The sequence below is a fragment of the Enterococcus sp. HMSC078F03 genome (assembly GCF_001811595.1).
Classification (GTDB): Bacteria; Bacillota; Bacilli; order Lactobacillales; family Enterococcaceae; genus Enterococcus; species Enterococcus faecalis.
In genome coordinates this window covers 64066-83388 of sequence record NZ_KV805579.1, presented here as the reverse complement: position 1 = coordinate 83388, position 19323 = coordinate 64066, and the positions used below count along the sequence as shown (strand labels likewise).

Annotated in this window: 15 protein-coding genes; 6 read left to right on the top strand and 9 right to left on the bottom strand. The window is 36.8% G+C overall.

Features of this window, described 5'->3' with window-relative positions; all coding sequences use genetic code 11:
• Positions 1–267: 267 nt before the first annotated feature.
• On the bottom strand, positions 268–780 hold the full coding sequence (locus tag HMPREF2810_RS10760; protein ID WP_002383315.1) for a GNAT family N-acetyltransferase: 513 nt from the start codon (positions 778–780) through the stop codon (positions 268–270).
• 18 nt (positions 781–798) lie between these two features.
• Entirely contained in the window at positions 799–1251 is a 453-nt protein-coding gene (gene sylA, locus HMPREF2810_RS10755; RefSeq protein WP_002383314.1) for a transcriptional regulator SylA, read from the bottom strand.
• A 192-nt stretch (positions 1252–1443) separates the two neighbouring features.
• On the opposite strand from sylA, the gene HMPREF2810_RS10750 reads away from it, so the two are divergent.
• Positions 1444–2136 carry a hypothetical protein gene (locus tag HMPREF2810_RS10750; RefSeq protein ID WP_002383313.1) on the top strand — a complete coding sequence of 231 codons (693 nt, stop codon included), beginning with the start codon at positions 1444–1446 and terminating at the stop codon, positions 2134–2136.
• A 163-nt stretch (positions 2137–2299) separates the two neighbouring features.
• Here the strand turns inward: HMPREF2810_RS10750 and HMPREF2810_RS10745 are convergent, their stop codons facing one another.
• The 3 genes from HMPREF2810_RS10745 to HMPREF2810_RS10735 all read right to left on the bottom strand — a co-directional run bounded on the left by HMPREF2810_RS10745 (position 2300) and on the right by HMPREF2810_RS10735 (position 7911).
• A complete protein-coding gene (locus HMPREF2810_RS10745) occupies positions 2300–3961 on the bottom strand; it encodes a SulP family inorganic anion transporter (RefSeq protein ID WP_002396652.1) in 1662 nt (553 codons plus the stop codon).
• 119 nt (positions 3962–4080) lie between these two features.
• Positions 4081–4752, bottom strand: coding sequence for a glucose-6-phosphate 1-dehydrogenase family protein (locus HMPREF2810_RS10740; protein ID WP_002383310.1), 672 nt, complete (start codon positions 4750–4752; stop codon positions 4081–4083).
• A gap of 15 nt (positions 4753–4767) precedes the next feature.
• Positions 4768–7911: a type I restriction endonuclease subunit R gene (locus tag HMPREF2810_RS10735; RefSeq protein WP_002383309.1), complete on the bottom strand. Its 3144-nt coding sequence runs from the start codon at positions 7909–7911 to the stop codon at positions 4768–4770.
• A gap of 97 nt (positions 7912–8008) precedes the next feature.
• Between HMPREF2810_RS10735 and HMPREF2810_RS10730 the strand changes: the two genes are divergently transcribed.
• Entirely contained in the window at positions 8009–9118 is a 1110-nt protein-coding gene (locus HMPREF2810_RS10730; RefSeq protein ID WP_080114294.1) for a restriction endonuclease subunit S, read from the top strand.
• A gap of 122 nt (positions 9119–9240) precedes the next feature.
• A complete protein-coding gene (locus HMPREF2810_RS10725) occupies positions 9241–9732 on the top strand; it encodes an SAV1803-related protein (RefSeq protein ID WP_002383307.1) in 492 nt (163 codons plus the stop codon).
• A 35-nt stretch (positions 9733–9767) separates the two neighbouring features.
• On the opposite strand, the gene HMPREF2810_RS10720 is transcribed toward HMPREF2810_RS10725, so the two are convergent.
• The 4 genes from HMPREF2810_RS10720 to HMPREF2810_RS10705 form a co-directional block, all read right to left on the bottom strand.
• The gene (locus tag HMPREF2810_RS10720; protein WP_002365301.1) at positions 9768–10697 is read right to left on the bottom strand and encodes a site-specific integrase; all 930 of its coding nucleotides are present in this window, start codon (positions 10695–10697) and stop codon (positions 9768–9770) included.
• Between the two features lie 83 nt (positions 10698–10780).
• Positions 10781–12025: a restriction endonuclease subunit S gene (locus tag HMPREF2810_RS10715; protein ID WP_002417879.1), complete on the bottom strand. Its 1245-nt coding sequence runs from the start codon at positions 12023–12025 to the stop codon at positions 10781–10783.
• Positions 12022–13611 carry a type I restriction-modification system subunit M gene (locus HMPREF2810_RS10710; RefSeq protein ID WP_002383305.1) on the bottom strand — a complete coding sequence of 530 codons (1590 nt, stop codon included), beginning with the start codon at positions 13609–13611 and terminating at the stop codon, positions 12022–12024. Before HMPREF2810_RS10710 ends, HMPREF2810_RS10715 begins: the two co-directional genes overlap by 4 nt.
• Positions 13612–13714: 103 nt before the next feature.
• The gene (locus HMPREF2810_RS10705) at positions 13715–15376 is read right to left on the bottom strand and encodes a PucR family transcriptional regulator (RefSeq protein ID WP_002383304.1); all 1662 of its coding nucleotides are present in this window, start codon (positions 15374–15376) and stop codon (positions 13715–13717) included.
• 127 nt (positions 15377–15503) lie between these two features.
• Between HMPREF2810_RS10705 and HMPREF2810_RS10700 the strand changes: the two genes are divergently transcribed.
• Genes HMPREF2810_RS10700 through HMPREF2810_RS10690 form a run of 3 tightly spaced genes read left to right on the top strand, consistent with a single transcriptional unit; the run spans position 15504 to position 19318 of the window.
• Complete coding sequence (locus HMPREF2810_RS10700; RefSeq protein ID WP_002380923.1) at positions 15504–16370, top strand: oxamate carbamoyltransferase subunit AllH family protein; 867 nt, start codon at positions 15504–15506, stop codon at positions 16368–16370.
• Positions 16348–17907, top strand: coding sequence for an acyl-CoA synthetase FdrA (gene fdrA / locus HMPREF2810_RS10695; protein WP_002383303.1), 1560 nt, complete (start codon positions 16348–16350; stop codon positions 17905–17907). Before HMPREF2810_RS10700 ends, fdrA begins: the two co-directional genes overlap by 23 nt.
• Positions 17894–19318, top strand: coding sequence for a YlbE family protein (locus HMPREF2810_RS10690; protein ID WP_002383302.1), 1425 nt, complete (start codon positions 17894–17896; stop codon positions 19316–19318). Before fdrA ends, HMPREF2810_RS10690 begins: the two co-directional genes overlap by 14 nt.
• Positions 19319–19323 lie beyond the last annotated feature (5 nt).

The following is a 19323-nucleotide window of genomic DNA, read 5'->3' as shown; positions in this document are numbered from 1 at the left end:
TGAAATCCAACACAACATTTTTTAATCAAAAACACACAAAACAGATAAACTGAAGTGGATTTCAGGAAGAGACCCATCCTGAAAAAAGACACTGACAAAAGAGTTTTCTCACAAGATTGACAACTTTTCACAGATTTAAAATCTTCTTTTTCAATTTTTACATTTTAAAAAATAACATTTTGAAAATAAAAAAATGCTTAATTTTAATCAAAAAAATAAACAAAGATTTCTGATTTTATCAGAAATCTTTGTTTCTAAATTTTCTTGCTATAATTCCTTTAACAAAATAAAATCCGTCTGTTCATCGTCTCCCATAAAAAATGAATGTTGACTATAATAGCGGTAGCCAATCGTTTTATAAAATGCCCGCGCCGCATCATTGTGTTCCCAGACACCTAACCACAGTGCGTTTTTACCAAATTCACAAGCTTTCTCTTCCGCCAGTTCTAACAATTGTGTTCCCAGCTTCTTTCCTTTAAATGCAGGTAAAATATATAATCGCTCAACCTCGAGCTTTTTTGGCCCCATCGGTTCCGTTTGTGCCGTCTCACGATTTAATTTCATGTAGCCAGCTAATTGATTATCGACAAAGATAAAATAAAAGTCAGAGTGGGGATTAGCCAATTCCTTTTGTAATTTTTCTAAATTGTAAGCTTCTACTAAATAGGCTTGCATATTTTCTGGGGTATTATATGGTCCGAAAGTATCTGTATAAGTTTCAATGCTGATTTCTTGTAACGCTGGTGCATCTTCTATTGTTAATTGTTTTATTTCTCCCATCAATCAGTCGTCCTTTCCTTAATAATTTCGAGTGTTCCCTTTTTTGACAAATTCCCAATCTTCGCTGACATTTTTACGCATCCGGACTAAGTACTCTGCCAATTGTGAAATTTCCACTTCTGACAAGCCTTGCAAAGCAACTTGATTCGAGTGTTGATTTTCGCGCACAATGATTGGATAAACGTTTTTCCCTTTTTCTGTGGCATAAATCCGCTTAATTTTTTTGTTGCTTGCATCTTCTTGACGATAAATAAAGCCTTGTTCTTCCAAACGCTTAATCGCCCGCGCCGCTGTGGTTCGATCAACTTTAATCAGTTCGGCGATCTTTTCTTGGATAATCCCAGGATTTTCACAGACCCTGACCAAATAAAGATATTGTCCTCGTGTTAAAGATAATTCCTTAAATTCAATATTACTGATTGAATCTAAGGCCCGCGCAATCATACCAATTTCTCTTAAAATATCTGTCACTAGGACACTTCCTTTCGCTAATATTTTATGATTGTCATTACTTTAACTTATTTTTGTTGCAAATGCAACAAAAATAAGTATAAAAACTACAGATTTAAACAATTTGAGCATTCGTGAAAATAAAATAATTATTCCTTTTGTTATATTAACAAGTAAGATAAAATTAGTTATAGCGTCTATAGGAGGAATAGTATGAAAAAATTAGTTTGTGTTATTTTAGTTATTTTTTTAACAGGTTGTAGTTCTCAGAAAGCGAATGAGCCTAAAAAACAAGAAAATTCTACCAATCATACAACATCAATGAAAAGCAGTACTAATCATTACAGTTCTAGCATAGAAACAAGCTCTAATAATAAACTAAAAGAAACTTCAGAAAGTGCCAGTACCACTCAGGATTCGGCAAAGTCTAAAAATGAAGTATCCACAAATGTCGAAGAAGCAAATTCTTTAGAAGCAACACCTTATGCTGTCGATCTTAGTAGTTTAAACAATCCACTCGTATTTAATTTTAAAGGAATGAATGTGCCAACTTCAATTACGTTAGAGAACTTAAATTCAACACCAACTGCTACCTTCCGAACTAAATTGTTTGGGGCTGAAAATGGTCAAGTGAAAGAAGCCATTAATAAATATGAGCTATCTATAAATACAATTCCTACAAAAGAGATTAGAATATTTTCGGCGGACGATAACAGTATTCGCACCGTTAAAGTAAATACAGAGTTAATTTTAGGAACTAATATTTCTTCAAACGACGAACAAAATAGATCGGGTACTTTATACTTATTCAATAATAAAAATGGTTCGATATCTTTAATCACTCCTAATTACGCTGGCAATGTTACGGATGATCAAAAAGACGTTATGCTAGAAGTAATTCAATAAATAACCTAAAAAATAATAAAGAGAAAACTTCATACTTAGAAGTTTTCTCTTTATTATTTTTTAGGAACTCCTCTAGAAACTCGTTTTAGTCCCCACTTATTTTTCTTATTTCTTCACACATTAAGCACGCAATAGAAAATAGAACATTTCATTTGAAAATGACTTATTGTTCTGCAACATGCACCGTTTGTAAAAATTCTGCGACTGAGAAATGGTATTCCTTCTCTTGATTTCCTTGAATGGTTCGAATCATTTTTTCAACTTCTGGTTGCAGAGCGGCAAATTGAACTTGTTGTCCACGACCTTCTGCTGCAAGACAAAATTCTTCTAAAATATCTAACGCCGTACTATCAATGCTAGGAACTCCTCGCATTGAAAATACTACACCACTTTTTGTTTCCAATTGTAGTAACGTTTGTTTCAATCGTTCAGAAGACATGAAAAATAACGGGCCACTCAAATAAACCACCACCCAATTTTCCGTACAATCGGTCGGTACTAGCCCCATTCTTGACCAATCAACTTCCTCGACATTAATCGTAATCACGGCACTTTTCGCAATGAAAAACAGGCAACCCGCTAAGACCCCTAAAACAATCGCTAAACTCAAGTCAAAAATAACGGTCGCTACCATCGTTAAGAAGAATAAACACAAGGCTGTGTGGAAACGTTTCTGGAAGAATTCTTTAATCACCGACCATTCATTCATTCGCCACGCTGTCACCACTAAAACACCAGCTAACGCAGGCATGGGAATTTTAGACATGACTGGCGATAAAAGCAACATCGATAACAATAAAAAGACCGCATGAAAAATACCCGCTAAACGTGTTTGCGCACCAGATTTAATCACTACGCTCGTGCGGGCAATCGCTGCCGTTGCAGGTACGCCACCGAAAAATGGCAAAATTAAGTTGCCAATTCCTTGTGCCACTAGTTCCTGATTACTGTCTAATGGTTTCCCTGTCATGCGACCAGCCGAAGCGCCACAAAGCAAACTTTCAATCATACCTAACATAGCAATGCTAATCGAAGGCACCAAAATATCCTGAAACGCACTTAATTGAAGCGAACCAAGTTCTAAACGTGTATCACTAAAAATACTTGTCGGAATTTTCCCTACAGTGGCCACTGGCAGTTGAAAAACCACTGTTGCTAACGTAGCTAAAATAATCATCACCAATGAAGCTGGTATCATCGCATTCCACTTTTTCGGAAAGAACACTAATCCAAGTACCACTAAAATCGACATAACCGTCGTTGGTATACTTAAATCAAAGCCCAATGAACGATAACTGCTGATTTTCTCAATTAAATTGTGTCCTTCTGAACGAACCCCAAAGAAATTATCAAGCTGCCCCAACGCAATAATAATAGCAATTCCTGAAGTAAACCCGGTAATGACCGGTGACGGAATAAAAGAAGTCAAGCTCCCTAAACGCAAAATCCCTGCCAAAAGCAAGAAAATTCCCGCCAAAAAGGTGGCCAACAAAATCCCTTGCATGCCATGCACTGCCGCAATTGACATTAAAATAGCTGCCATCGCACCTGTTGGTCCTGAAATTTGATAAAACCCACCCGAAAGGCTCCCAATCACAATTCCAGCGATAATCGCCGTAATCATGCCAGCTGCTGCAGTGGCGCCGCTAGAGACCCCAAACGCTAACGCTAACGGCAACGCGACGGCTGCGACAGTCAAACCTGCCAAGAAATCTTTTTTCAATTTTTTTTGATTATACCCTTTAAATTCATCCCTTATCATTTGTGTGTACTTTTTAAACATTCGCATCCTCTTTTCATGAAATTTCCATTCTAAAGATATCATATTTTCGGAAAGATAATAAGGTGTTTTGTGAAGGAAATCGCAATTTTTTCGTCTTCTCTCCATTATTAATGAGTTAATTGTTGATAGCTGTAACTCAAAAAACTTCTCTGATCAATAAATCAATCAAAGAAGTTTTTTTCTTCATGTAATGCCACGTACAGAGGCGCTAATTCTTGAAGCGCCTGACAACTTTTTTCTTCAATCGTTTCAAGCTTTTCTGTCGCAAACCACAACTTACCAATCTGAAAAGAGTGATTGCCTATCCGCTCTTCTAGAATTTTCCGTTGTTTTTCATCTGCTAAATAATCTTTTAAAGGCAAATGGTCCACTAGTTCATGCTCCTCCTGCGGCCAAATATAATAGCCTTCGCAGTCGATGGTTTGACTCCAAGCTTCTAAACGATTAAGCAATTGATTGTAAGCGACGACTGAGCCTGCCCGCTCCTCACTTTTGTAATGTTGAAACATCAAATATACTTGAAATTGCTTTTTATTTAATAACAACGCCAGACAAGCATTTTCCGCTTGGCGTTGCTCACTGCGATATGCAGCCCAGAAATGACTGCGTAAATTCCAGCCGTTGGTCCAGCTTTCAATTTTCGGCTTAGTGATGCCGAGTTCAGCTGGTAAACTTTGGGCGATGGCGAGGTTTAAGGCTTTCCACTTTTCCCAATGTTGCTTGTAGGTTTGCTTTAAGGCATCGATTTCTGCTGGTGTTTGTTGTTCTTTGAGTTGTTTGAATGTGAAAATTTCTCGGTTGAATAGATTGAAGTCTTGATGAGACAAATTCATGTGATTCTTCCTCCATCATCGTAATTCATCCTCCAATGGCACTAAATATTCATCTAACGTTTGACGCCAAGCACGCTTCATTTGTTGCGGGTATTTAAATGGTTTTGCTTCTGGGTGCGTTGCTTTATATGACTCGAAGTCTTTGCTGCTGATAATGTCCCCCATGTTTGGGATTGGGTTCATACCAATCATATATTGAATAGCGGATGAATGAAGTTGATCTTCTGAAACAAACCATTCTTGCGCAAATTGTGCAATCACTTGATTTCTAGTTCCTGTGAAGTAGCGTCTTTTCAAAACAAATACATCTTCTTTTTGATCTACTTTTTCATTATCCATTGCATTTAAAATTTCCCGATACACTTCTTTAACACATTCCGTTTTATTCAATTTTTGCAAAGCCTTTTCAATTTCTTCACGAACGCCTTGGCTATTTGCAGAATAATTTCCTAATAATTGATCAATATAAGAAGAGTCAATGTCGTACATTTTGGCATGATTATCGCTGTAAAATTCAATCTCCGAAAAATCTTTATCTGTCCCAGGTTCTACTTCTACTAAAGAGCCTTTGATTGTTTCGTATGTTCCTATCTGTTCTTCAATCAAATGGACTTGCTCAGCTAAAGCTGGTGATTTTTCCATTTCATCATTATATTCATCATAGGTCACTAATGCTTCATAGCTATTACTTAACGCTTGAAATGATTGAACATAATCAATTCGCACATCAATCGGCTGGTTCTCATCTATCTCTTCTGGATTAAATTCTTGCATTTTACGAAAGGCTTTTTTAAATCGTTGTTTTGATTCTTTATAGGTTGGATAGATTAATCCAGATTCTTCTTTTGCTTCTGAATAAAGACGAGTCGCATTTGCGACATTTTGTTCCATTGTGTGAGGTTTTCGGAAAGTAACCACTAGGCCTTTTGTTTTATCAGGATAGGTGCGATTAGTTCTTGAAAATGCTTGAATCAAATTGGCGTATTCTAAATTACGATCGACAAATAACGTTTGAATCGTAGGTGCATCAAAACCTGTTAACAGCCGATCAACCACAATAACCAAATCAACATGACGGCCAAATTCTTTAAACTCTGCTTTTTTACGAGCTAAGCGATTGTTGATGTCTCCGTTATAGCGCTCAATGTCTTGTAAGGTCCATGAAGTACCATAGTACGCATTATACTCGGCCATGATTTTTGCTAACTCGTCTTGCTGTGCGCTAATATTCTCAGCGTTTTCTTCTAATGAATAAGTAATGGCGATTCGCGGAAAATCCGGGTCTTCCATTGTTCGTCCTATGCGAATTTGATGGTTAGGAAATTCTTGTTCTAACCAATTTTCTTTCGCAGTCATTTCTTTAATGGCATGATAATAGCGTTTTGCCATATCAATCGAACTTGTTGTCAAAATCGCTGATTTTCGCGGTCGTCCATTACCAAAATCAAATTTAGTATAAGCATTATTCGGACGGAATATTTTATGAATGACTTCTTGAATATGCTTGTCACTTTCATAAACAGAGCGGTCCAGCATTTTTTCTTTTTGAATATCATCCATCGTTTCTACTATATCCGCTAACTCTTCTGGCGTGTATTCTGCATATTTGGTTTCTTTAGACAAGATAGTATAGATTCTTTCATACAAAGACTCTCTATCAATTGTGTCCTCGTGCTCCACTTGAAAACCTAACACAGCTTTATCTTCTAACGCATTTTTGATTGTATATGTATGAAGCACTTCGCCATACTGATCGTGTGTCGTTCTTGCTAATTGTCCTTGCGCTTGCTTTTTATTTTCTTCAAAAATTGGTGTTCCTGTAAAGCCAAACCAAGTGGATCTAGGAAATACTTTTTTAACATCCATCATATTTTCCGCACTAACTGCTCGGTGGCATTCATCAACAATAAAAACAATATGTTGCCCCATTAATTTTTGAAAACGATTTGTGCCCTTCTGCTCTTCTTGTTTTCGTGCATATTTCAAAGCAGCATCCAGCTTTTGACGCGTCGTCACAATGACTACGTTAGAGTTCGCATCAGCCAACAATGTTTTACTCAATTCTTTGGCACTGCCTGTCCCGACAATCAGACTATTAGCTTTACCATCACCTGATGAAATCCCTGTGTTAAACTCCGAAGCAAATTTAGTAAACTCACTAGTTGTCTGATTATCTAAATCTTTTCGGTCCAAAAGCATAATCGTCCGATCAATCCCTGGTTTACGCGCTAATAATTTAGTAGAAACGAAACTGGTTAATGTTTTTCCAGAACCTGTAGCATGCCAAATATAGCCGGAGGTGTGCTTACTAGCGGCAACATATAAGGCTTCAATCGCATGAATTTGATAAGGATGTAAAACCATTAATACTTTGTTGTCTTGTTCTTCACTAACAATCGTATAATCGGCAATTAAGCGATGGGCATCTGGTATATTTAGCACTTGGCGACAGAACTCATAAAGATTTTCAACTTTTTTATTGTCTTTTGTTCGCCAACTAAATAAGAATTTTTTATGCATAAATTGTGGTAGCGCATTCGCAAAATAGCGAGTGGTTTGTTCATTTGAAACAACAAATAATTGCAAAGTTGAAAAAATATTATTACGAAACATACCTTCCTCGGCATACTTTTTAATTTGATTAAATGCTTGAAATACACCATCTTTCGCTGTCACTTGTTTCAATTCGATTTGGACAATAGGCAACCCATTAATTAATAATGTCACATCAAACCGACGATCATGCTTTGCAGAATTAGTATTCTTTTTTGCAATTTGATTCACGACTTCATAACTAGAAATTCCCCCACCAATATCACGATTCGAATATAAAATCAAGCTCATTGTTCCTAGAGAAGCATCTTCTCGTTCGATGGTAATTTTCGCAATACCATTTTCCCCTTTTAGCCATTTCGCTGCTTCAAAAGGCGTGCGTGTTCGTTCTAATAATCCTGTTTTGATGCGTTCAAATTCTTGGTCTGTTAAAGGGTGTTCCCCAATTGCGGCTAAATTATTTTGAATGATTTTTTCACGTAAGTTACGCCATAAATCTTGTTCCGATTTTAAATCTGCTCGATACGTCCACTGATTACGATCTTCCCCAAGAATCGCAATTAACTTGTTTTCCACTGTTGCTTCATCGTTGACACTTAGCTTCATAACCTGACCCTCACATTGTTTTATTTAATTAAATTATATCATTTTGATAAATTTATAACTATATTTTGGTTAAAAAACTTATGATGATGATTGGGAACTGTGTAAGTTAAAAGAAATAGTAGACGTTCGTTCTGGACGTGACTATAAACATCTGGGTTCTGGAAATATACCTGTCTACGGTACGGGAGGATATATGCTAAGTGTCAGTGAAGCATTGTCATATGATGAGGATGCTATCGGAATTGGCCGGAAAGGAACGATAAATAATCCTTACATTTTAAAAGCACCTTTTTGGACCGTAGATACACTATTTTATGCAATTCCTAAAAACAATTTTGATCTTAACTTTATTTATTCTATTTTTAGAAAAATAAATTGGAAATCTAAAGATGAATCAACAGGAGTTCCTAGTCTTTCAAAAACAACGATTAATGCTGTAACGGTTTATATACCAAGTGGTAGTGAACAACAAAGAATTGGAGAATTTTTCAAACAAATCGACAATACCATCACTCTTCATCAGCGTAAGCTTGATCAGCTAAAAGAGCTAAAAAAGGCTTATTTACAGCTGATGTTTGCTTCAACAAATACTAAAAATGATAAACTTCCAAAGTTACGATTTACTGGTTTTAAGGGATACTGGGAACTGTGTAAGTTGAGTGATATTTCTGATAAGGTTAAAGAAAAGAATAAACATGGGAAATTTACCGAAACCTTGACAAATTCAGCAGAATACGGGATTATCAACCAACGATTTTTTTTTGATAAAGATATTTCAAATGCAAATAATCTCGATAGTTACTACGTAGTTCAGAATGATGATTTCGTCTACAATCCACGAATTTCAAATTTTGCACCAGTTGGTCCAATTAAACGCAATAAACTTGGACGTACCGGCGTCATGTCGCCATTGTATTACGTCTTTCGCACACATAGCATTGATAATAATTATCTTGAAAAGTACTTTGATACCGTTTATTGGCATCATTTCATGGAGCTGAATGGTGATACTGGAGCTCGTGCAGATCGTTTTGCTATTAAAGATTCAATATTTGTAGAAATGCCTATCCCGTATCCTTCTACGGAAGAACAAAAAAAAATAGGAATTTTTTTCAAAAAACTTGACCAATCCATCACTCTCTACAAAAACAAACTCAACCAACTAAAGACTCTTAAAAAATCCTACCTCCAAAACATGTTCATCTAATTCAGTCCCAGTTACTGCTACACGTAAAAGTAACTGGGATTGTTTACATAAACGATTGTTCAATGTTGCACAATATCATTGGAAGGAGTATCTTTATTATGAAAAAGAAAGGATGACTATCAATGGCAAACAGCTTGCAAGAAGAATATCAAAAACTTGTGAAAATGAATTATTCTGAACTTGTCACGTACTTAAATAATAAGTATGGTTCAGTTCCAGGTTCTTATTTCAGGACTCCAACTTGTAAATCTAAAAATCCTAAAATTACTCGGTCAATGGAGGGATCGGAAATTCATCATGTTGGAGAGGATAACTATCCGAATTTATCAACTACAGATTATGCTCTAGTTGCGCCATGGGAAGAACAATTACCTGACCGTTTAGTTTATTGTAATTTATTGGAACATACTTTACTACATACTTTGATTTCAGAAAAATATGGAACGGTTCAGCCTTATTTTGCGTTTAAAGCTCAGCTTGTTCAAGATATTATTAATGATTATGAATTTCAAAAAGATTGGCTAAAAGTTGTTTATTCGCAAATGAAAGACAATAAAGAATTGTTAATCGAATTGTATGATCGTGTAAATGCAAAATCTTTACTTAACTTATAACGAAAGAAGCACTCCGGAATTTGGAGCGCTTCTTTCTACATCAACATCGCCAAATGGCGCATAATTTTATCGTTATCCTGATTCTCTAATTCCTGAATAATATGCAAATAAGTTTCTTGCGTAGTTGTCATACTAGAATGGCCTAATCGAGTCGCCACGCTGGCAATTGAAACACCAGCAAATAATAACAGCGAGGCATGTGTATGACGCAAACTATGGACAGTAATCACTGGAATCTGCGCACGTTTACATAAGACTTTTAAGCGACTATTAATCGTAGAATTAAAGACACGTCCTTTCACAAAAATTGGTTCCATTGGTGGCATATTTCTTATCAATTGAGAAAATTGCATTGCTGTTTGCCAGTCAATTTGTACTTTGCGTTTAGAAGATTCATTTTTTGTTGATTGGAAAAAACCAGTGGGGTTCTTATAATTCCATGTTTTTTCAATAGTTATTTTTTGTTTAGAAAAATCAAAATCTTTTGGCGTTAGCGCCAATGCTTCGGAAAAGCGTAGGCCCGTTTTAACTACCAATAAAATAAACCAATCCCAGTTTAGTTGCTCGCCTAACTCTAATTCTTTCAAAAGAGCTTGAACTTCAAATTGATTTAAAAATTTTGATTTTTTAGGACGTGGTGCTTTTCCTTTAATGACAATTTTTCGTGTTGGATTTTTTGAAATAAGTCCTTCATCGACTGCATCTAAAATTGCTCCTTTTAATTGATGATGAAAATCCATGGTTGTCTGCCGTTCGTGGGTTAATGCGTAGTCATTTAATAACTGCTGATACCGTTGCCGATCCAAATGTTTTACTTTTAAACCAGGTGCCAACTCAGCAAGCCGTTGTTCCGCAATATAATATTTTTGCAACGAAATATCCCGAATCGCCCCTACCTTATATAGCTCCACCCATTCACTAAAATACTCATGAAATAACTGCTCTGTTCTCTTTCTCTTAACCAAAATAAAACCTCCTTGATAATTGTTGATGAACGAATCATCTTTTTTATTATCTCGGAGGTGTTAAAGTGTGTAAATATTCAGTTTTATATGAACATATTTTGGAGGTAGGATTTTTTTAGGGATTTTAGTTGGGTTAGTTTGTTTTGGTGGAGTGTGATAGCATGGTCAAGTTCTTTAAAAAATTTACCAATTCGCTCTTGTTCGTTTAATGATGGAATTCTTAATTTCTGCTTATTCATATCTTGAACATTTAAAGTAGTCATCATTAATGTTTTCGTTGTAGCTTTTACTAGATGATGTTTCATGAAATACTCATTATTGATATATACCTTCATAAAATCTATATCCATTTTTACTTTAGGCTTAAACACAATAAATACATGTGAAACAATACCATCTTGTAAATTATTCAAAACAAATCTACCAAAAGAATAATCTTTTGACTTATTTCCCTCAAAAGCAATATCACCATAATGTAATATATTATATGTTTTCATGTATTCATCTGAAGAATTACGCTCAACGGGATTTTTTGTCATTTTTGCAACGGATAAAACATCTTTAGAAGAATATTTTAATTCTTTATTTCTATCGCTGGACTTTTCCCACATATCAAAAAACTTACACTGCTCCCATTCTCCTTCAAAATCAGCAAAACGTAATTTCGGTACTCGTTCATCTTTTACTGGAAACATCAATTGCAAATACGCTTTTTTCAACTCTTTCAACTGATCTAACTCACGCTGATGAAGAGCGATAGTATCATCGATTTGAGCTAAGAAAGCACCTATTTTATGCTGCTCATCCTTCGAAGACGGATATTGAACATACATCTCCTTAATAGCTGTCCCTGAAGTCAAAGCTCGTGTCGTCATTGAACTTTTTTTCACCATTTCATTTCTAAATGATTCAGTGAAAAACACATAGCGCTTGAATAGGTTATCCATTGGGTCGACGCTACGTGCCCGACCACGCAAGACGAATCCGCTGAATACTGTATCTGTTGGTACACCTAGCATAACTGATGGATAACCTATTTCATTGATAGTTTCAGAAGTTCTGGTGAAGAATATATCCCCTTGTTTTACCTCGAAATTTTTAATCTCTTTTTTGGATAAAGTAACACGACCTTTAAGCATTTCAGGAGTAAGACCTCTGTTATGAAAGACATCAACAAAATTTACAATTGGTACTCCAGAACCGAAAAATTCTTTCTCTTTGTTGAGTCCATTCTTAAAATCGTAAAATTCTTCAACCTTACACAGTTCCCAATCTTCCTGAAACCCGCGGAACCGGAGCCGAGGGGCCTTTTTCATCTCGTCCCTCATCCTCCAAACACCTCTTTCGTGGCATCAATTAGTGCTTGGGTTTCCTCCGTTACCACCAGGTCATCAAGCATAGCTAATAACTCAGCTTCTACTTTTTTTATTTCCTGGTTTGTGGATTTGATTTCATTATTTAATGCCACCAAATCCACAGGCGGTTCCTCCTCGAAAGTATCTACGTAGCGCGGGATATTCAAGTTATAATCATTTTCAACAATTTCTTCAAAAGTCGCTACATGTGCATATTTTTCTACATCTTGACGTTCAATATAAGTTGAAACAATTTTGTCAATATGTTCGGTTGCTAATTTATTTTGGTTTTTCCCTTTTGTAAATTCTTTACTTGCATCAATAAATAAAACATCTCGATTGTCACGATTTTTCTTAAGAATAATAACCGTAGTCGGGATTGATGTACCAAAGAATAAGTTGGCAGGCATGCCAATAACTGCGTAAATACTACCATCTTCTAATAATTTTTTACGAATAACACCTTCGGCAGCACCACGGAAAAGAACCCCATGTGGCAAGACAATCGCCATAGTTCCTGAATCTTTTAAATGATAATAACCATGCAGTAAAAAGGCGAAGTCTGCTTTCGATTTCGGTGCTAATTTTCCATAACGGTTAAAGCGTGAATCATCTAAAAATGAGGCATCTGCCGACCATTTTGCCGAGTATGGCGGGTTCATAACTACAGAATCAAAGGTATATGGCTCATCTGTTGGCCAATCTTTGTTAAGCGTATCCCCGTTCCGTAAATTCATATCTTCCGCTTCCACACCATGCAAAATCAGGTTCATTTTCGCAAGATTGAAAGTAGTCGTATTCAGCTCTTGTCCATGATACTTGACACTTTTTGGATAATTCAAGTAGTTACGGACATTCAGCATTAACGAGCCCGAACCCATCGTCGGGTCAAAAACACTAAACAACTTTTTATCTTCTTGACCCAAAGCCACAATCCGCGCCATCATATCCGAAACTTGATGAGGGGTGTAAAATTCTCCTGCTTTTTTTCCTGCTTCTGACGCAAATTGCGAGATCAGGAACTCGTAAGCGTCACCAATCACATCGCCTTCATGGGCAGTGACATCAATATCATTTAATTTTTTTAATACTTCCGTAATTGTTACATTTCGTTGTTGGTCATCGGAACCTAATTTTTTCGATTGTAAATCAACATCATCAAATAAGCCATTAAATTGTTTATAATTTGAAGATAAATAAACAAAGGCTTTTTTCAAGTCATCTAATTGGAAAACATTTTGTTTTGCCTGTTCTGCTAAACTGCTAAATAAATAATCTGGCTCAATATCATAACTTAATGTATCGACTAAGGTGTCAACTAAGTCTTGACGAGAGTCCTCATCTGCTAGCAATTCTTTATATAGCTCTGTTTGTTTTGTTGGCGTATCATATTCTTCTAGTGACTCATCTGCTAAAGTCACTACTGTTTGTAATAATTTATCAGATAAATATTTATAAAAGATTAATCCTAATAAGTAGTTCTTGTACTCAGACGCATCCATTTTACTTCTAAGATTGTCTGCAGCGCTGAATAACCGTTGATTTAATTCTGCTCCCACATTTATAACCTCCTATTTATTCAAGACAAATAAAAAAAGACTTACACAACCTTACAGTGTAAGTCTTTTTTGCTAGAAAAGCAATATCATCGACAAATTTTCACTACTCGAATCCCACAAACAACGCCACTTCCAGCGCCAACAAATCCACTTCCTTATCAAAATCCAACAGCACTAGCTGTTCAATTTTCTCCAATCGTTGTAACAAAGTATTACGATGAATAAAGAGCTTTTTGGCTGTTTGAGACAAGTTTCGTTTTGATTGAAAATAGACATTCAGAGTATGGACAAAGTCGGTATGTTGCTGTTGATCACTTTTCTGCAATGGTTGAAGATATTTTTTTCTGAGGGTTGCTTGTCCTTCTTCTAAAAAATAACGTTGTAGTGTCTGTCTAAAATGAAAATTCGCGTAGGAAGCAATCCTCATTTCAGGTTTTTCTGCAACGAATTGGCGTTGAAAGGCTAAAACGTCAATCGCTTGTTGATACGATTCATGAATATGGGTCAGACCTTGAATCTTAGGTCCTATTGTTAGGAAAAGTTCCACATCTTCTTGTACTTTCATTAACTGATTTATGCTACTTTGCGCTAGGCGTTGCATCATTTTCAGATAATCGCCTTCTTTTTCAGGTGGATCTTCAACTAATAAGACAAAGGAACTGTCAATTTCAATACAAACAATTTTTTGTTTGTCCCCTAAGATAACTTGGTTTAACTGGTTACCTAAAATAGACATTCTTTCTTGCCTTTGGCGTTCATTTAAGGTTAATGAAATTAGCAAAATCGCATAGGGCTTATCTATTGTCAAGCGATAATACTGTTGAAATTGTTGGAAAACAGCTTGATCCCTCTTTTCATGCGCAATCAGCTTAAAAAATAATTTGTTTCGTTGTTGGTATTCTTCAAATTTCCGTGAGTATTCCAATTGCAATTGTAAAAGTAAGTAATGAGCTGTGATTTTAAAATGAGCCACGTCGACTGGTCGTAATGGGGCCAAGGTGTTCCAGACGAGTAAATAATATAAAATAACATTTTTCTTTTTAATTGGATAAATTTCAATTGGCACCACTTGGTTCTGGAGTTTCAACTGTAAATGAATCGGTTCTTGATAAAAGCGTAGTAATGGATGACTTTGTTCAAGTAATTGTTTTTGGAACTCTGAGGTTTCTTGTCTATCTTCTAAAATGCTAGAAATACGAATTGGATTTTTAGGCAAGTCAAAAAAATTAACTCCTTCAAAGTGGTCATTCAATAACAAGACAGGATTTTGAATAGTTTCTGCTAGATCCTGCAGCAAATGAAAACTGCTACTTCCCGTTTCTAAGATTTGATAAATTTTATTATGCAATGCGGTTTCTTGCGCATTCATGTCAAATTGTTCTAACGTGACACGACTTTTCAACACGTCAGCAATTTGCGAAAAGGTGTAATTGTAAGGAATTGCTAAAATAGGAACGTTCATTTCATCTGCTAATTTGATTAGGTCTGGTGGAACTTCTTCAAAATAACGTTGGGTTTTAAATCCCAAGGCAGCACAATGGTGTTTGGCTAGTTCTTTCAAAAAATTTTTCTGTAATTTCCGATCATCTTTAAATATGTACCCTGTCGTTAACAGCAGCTCACCTGCTGTTAGCCAATCTAAAATATCAGGATTTTCTAAAATATTGACTTTTAAAATCGGTTGGTCCTGATTTTTATGTCCTGCCACTAAGGTAATGCCAGGTAATTCTTCTAACGTTAATAAATCACTCACTTTTAACATCATTTATCCTCCCAATGTACAAATTGTCCATTCAAACTTGTAAATCAATGTCATTTTTAGCAATTGTTTAGCGTGCTGGATTCTTTTATTATGAAGTCGTGAAAGCGCTATTAAAAAGGAGGTCGTTGGAATGACAAAAATTTTAGCTTATGACCAAACGATTTTATCGAAACTCCCTCATCAAACATTGACTAGTTTGCAATGTTTTACGCACGCTATTAATTATGGTCATGTAGACACCCAAGAAATTCTCTTGACCATTTCAACGCATCCCGAACATATAGCACCTAACACGATTATACTCGATGAAAAAAAACTTAGCCATTTCGCTGATTTACCTGTCCAAATTGAGCCCCTGTTTATCCGGTTAGGCCGACGACAATTAACCCTAGCCGATGCCCAAATTTGGCAACCAACGCCACTTTATTTAACACCCAGTAAAACAAAGATAGCTATTTTTTTAACGTATATTCAGCAAACTCGTTTCAATCCTTGGCAAGCGCTTTTTCCTGCTTCGTCGTCAACCTTTCTTTTTGATTCTTATAGTCGGACCCAGATTCAAAAAGAAATGGTTCATTTTCAACAGGCTTGGGCGCAAAAATCTTTTAAAATAGCTCTTGATTGTTTAACGAAGATTTTAGGATTGGGGATTGGTTTAACCCCCACTGGCGATGATTTTATCACAGGATTACTTGCTAGTTTTTCTGCATTACAGCAACTTCCCTCGAATTTCCAACAGCTGGCTGTGCTAGCCAAGGAACGAACGAATGCGGTCAGTTATGCGGAAATCCATGAAGCAGTGAACGAGCGGTTTTCTCAACTAGTTCAGCGTGTTTTTTTATCAATTGAAAGCGGAAATACAAACGAAATGGCTCAAGCAGTTTCAGCTTTAGAGGAGGTGGGCTCAACTTCAGGAAGCGACATACTTTGCGGCATTATTTTTGGTTTAAAACTATTTTGTGAGGAGAATAATCATGACAATTCAAACAGTAATTAAAGAGAACGCCTATTTTGATTCAGTTACTTTAATGACCATTTCAACACGAGCCAATGAACTGGCTGGAGTTAAAACCGCAATGATTGGGATGGGAACCGACATGAATCTTGAAGTGATTCGGAATGTTGGGTTATATACACCCGCCTTGGAGCATGTTACAACAGGTGATTTATTAATTGTTTTAGATCTTGATGACCAAGCGAACTCAGAAGAAATTTTACAGCAAGTCGACGAGTTATTTACGAAGAAAAAGAAAACTGCTTCTTCTGAAGTAACCTATAAGACGTTAGATTCAGCCCTTCATGAAGAGCCTGATGCCAACTTAGTTGTAATTTCTGTCAATGGAAAATTTGCTGCACGAGAAGCGCATAAAGCTTTAGATCAGCAAAAACACGTCATGCTCTTTAGTGATAACGTGACGGTTGACGAGGAATTAGCGTTAAAACAAAAAGCACACGAAAAAGAACTGTTTGTGATGGGCCCTGATTGTGGAACAGCGATTATTAATGGCGTTGGGTTATGTTTTGCTAACGAGGTACGTTCAGGAGATATTGGAATTGTCGGCGCTTCTGGTACAGGCAGCCAAGAAGTTAGTGTCCAAATCCATAAATATGGTTATGGGATTTCACAATTAATTGGTACTGGTGGCCGTGATTTGTCTGCTGAAATTGGTGGGCTGATGATGCTTGACGGGCTGGATGCTTTAATGGCTGACGAACAAACTAAGGCAATTTTGCTTATTTCTAAACCGCCTGCTCCAGAAGTAACAGAGAAAATTTTAAAAAAATTAGCTGTTTCAACTAAACCAGTTGTTATTTATTTTATCGGCAGTGAACAAACGGAACGAAAAATAGACAACGTCACTTTTGCTACTTCTTCTCTGGATGCAGTTCAAAAGGTGATTCAATTTAGTCAAACACAGGAAGCGGAAACCAGCCTCTATCAAAATCCGACAGGCGCAACGTTAACAACCATCCAACAGCAACAAGCCCCTTCTCAAAAATTTGTTCGTGGGTTGTTCTGTGGTGGCACTCTTTGTGATGAACTTTTATATGCTTTAACAGAAGTCTCTGATGATGTTTATAGTAATATTCATAAAATTCCTGAACGGCAATTAGCAAATCCTGACCACAGCCAAGCACATACATTGATTGATTTCGGTGATGATCGTTTCACAGAAGGCCGCCCACATCCAATGATCGATCCGACTTCTCGGATTACTCGCATTCTTCAAGAAGCCAAAGATCCTGAAGTGGCAGTTTTAGCGTTAGATTTTGAATTAGGTTATGGTTCTCACGAAAATCCTGTTGGCGTGTTAGCGGAGGCGTTAAAGGAAGCCAAAGCAATAGCGAAATCAGATGGTCGTGAGCTAGCCATTATTGGCTATGTTTTAGGGACCGAAGAAGATCCACAAGATATTCATGAACAGCGGAAAATTTTAGAAGATTTAGAGGTTCTCGTTGTCGACAGCAGTCATCAACTTTGCGAAGCCACCAAAACTTTTGTAAAAGGAGCGAACGAACATGAGCAGAAATGATCTTTTTAAACAGCCTTTAGATACGATCAATGTAGGCATTGACTTTATTCATGAAGATATGAAAAAACAAGGGATTCCTTCACATCAAGTAAATTGGGCACCGCCAGCCAATGGTGACCCAGAGCTATTGAAATTATTGGATCAATTAAAAAATCCAACGCTTTATGAAAAAATCCAACAAGCCAACGAAGAAGCGGTTACCCGCATTATTCAATCAAAACCTATTTTAGTGGGATTTGATAAAGCAATTAATGTCATGCCCAATATGACTGAAACGACCATTTTACATGCTGGTCCACCCATTACTTATGAAAATATGTGCGGACCGATGAAAGGTGCCGTTCAAGGAGCGCTTGTTTTTGAAGGATTAGCAAAAGATCTAGCTGATGCCGATCGGGTTGCTCGTTCTGGCGCGATTACGTTTTCTCCTTGTCATGAACATGATGCCGTTGGTTCTATGGCTGGCGTGACTTCTCCGAATATGTACGTTCATATTATCAAAAATGAAACGTACGGCAACACGGCTTTTACTAATTTAAGTGAACAATTGGCGAAAGTTTTACGATTTGGTGCAAATGATCAATCCGTCGTGGATCGCCTGATTTGGATGCGCGATGTTTTAGGTCCATTACTTCATGATGCCATGACTTTTTGTCCAGAAGGCATTGATTTACGCTTAATGCTTTCGCAAGCCTTGCATATGGGCGATGAGTGCCATAATCGCAATGTAGCCGGAAGTACGTTGTTAGTCCAAGCATTAACACCTTACATGGTTCAAACTGATTTTTCTCGTGAACAATTAAAAGAAGTATTTGAATTTCTTGGCAGTTCTGACTATTTTTCTGGTCCAACTTGGATGGGTGCCGCTAAATGTGCGTTAGATGCTGGTCATAATGTGGAGAATAGTACAATTGTCACCACCATGTGTCGCAATGGGGTCGAATTTGGAATTCGTGTCAGTGGGATTGGTGGAAATCACTGGTTTACGGGGCCTGCCCAACGGGTGATTGGTCCGATGTTTGCTGGTTACACACAAGAAGATGCTGGTTTGGATATGGGCGATAGTGCTATTACAGAAACGTATGGTGTTGGCGGATTTGCTATGGCAGCTGCACCAGCAATTGTCCCATTAGTTGGCGGAACAGTGGCAGAAGCATTGAATTATTCAAAAGAAATGCTGGAAATTACTACGAAAGAAAATCCCAATGTCACGATTCCTGTTTTAGATTTTATGGGGATTCCTTCAGGCATTGATATCTTAAAAGTCTTAGAAACAGGGATGCTGCCTGTCATTAATACTGCTATTGCTCATAAAGAACCGGGGATTGGTATGATTGGCGCTGGATTGACTAATCCGCCAGCAAATGTCTTTAACGAGGCACTAAAAGCTTTAGTAGCTAAAATAAACTAATTTCA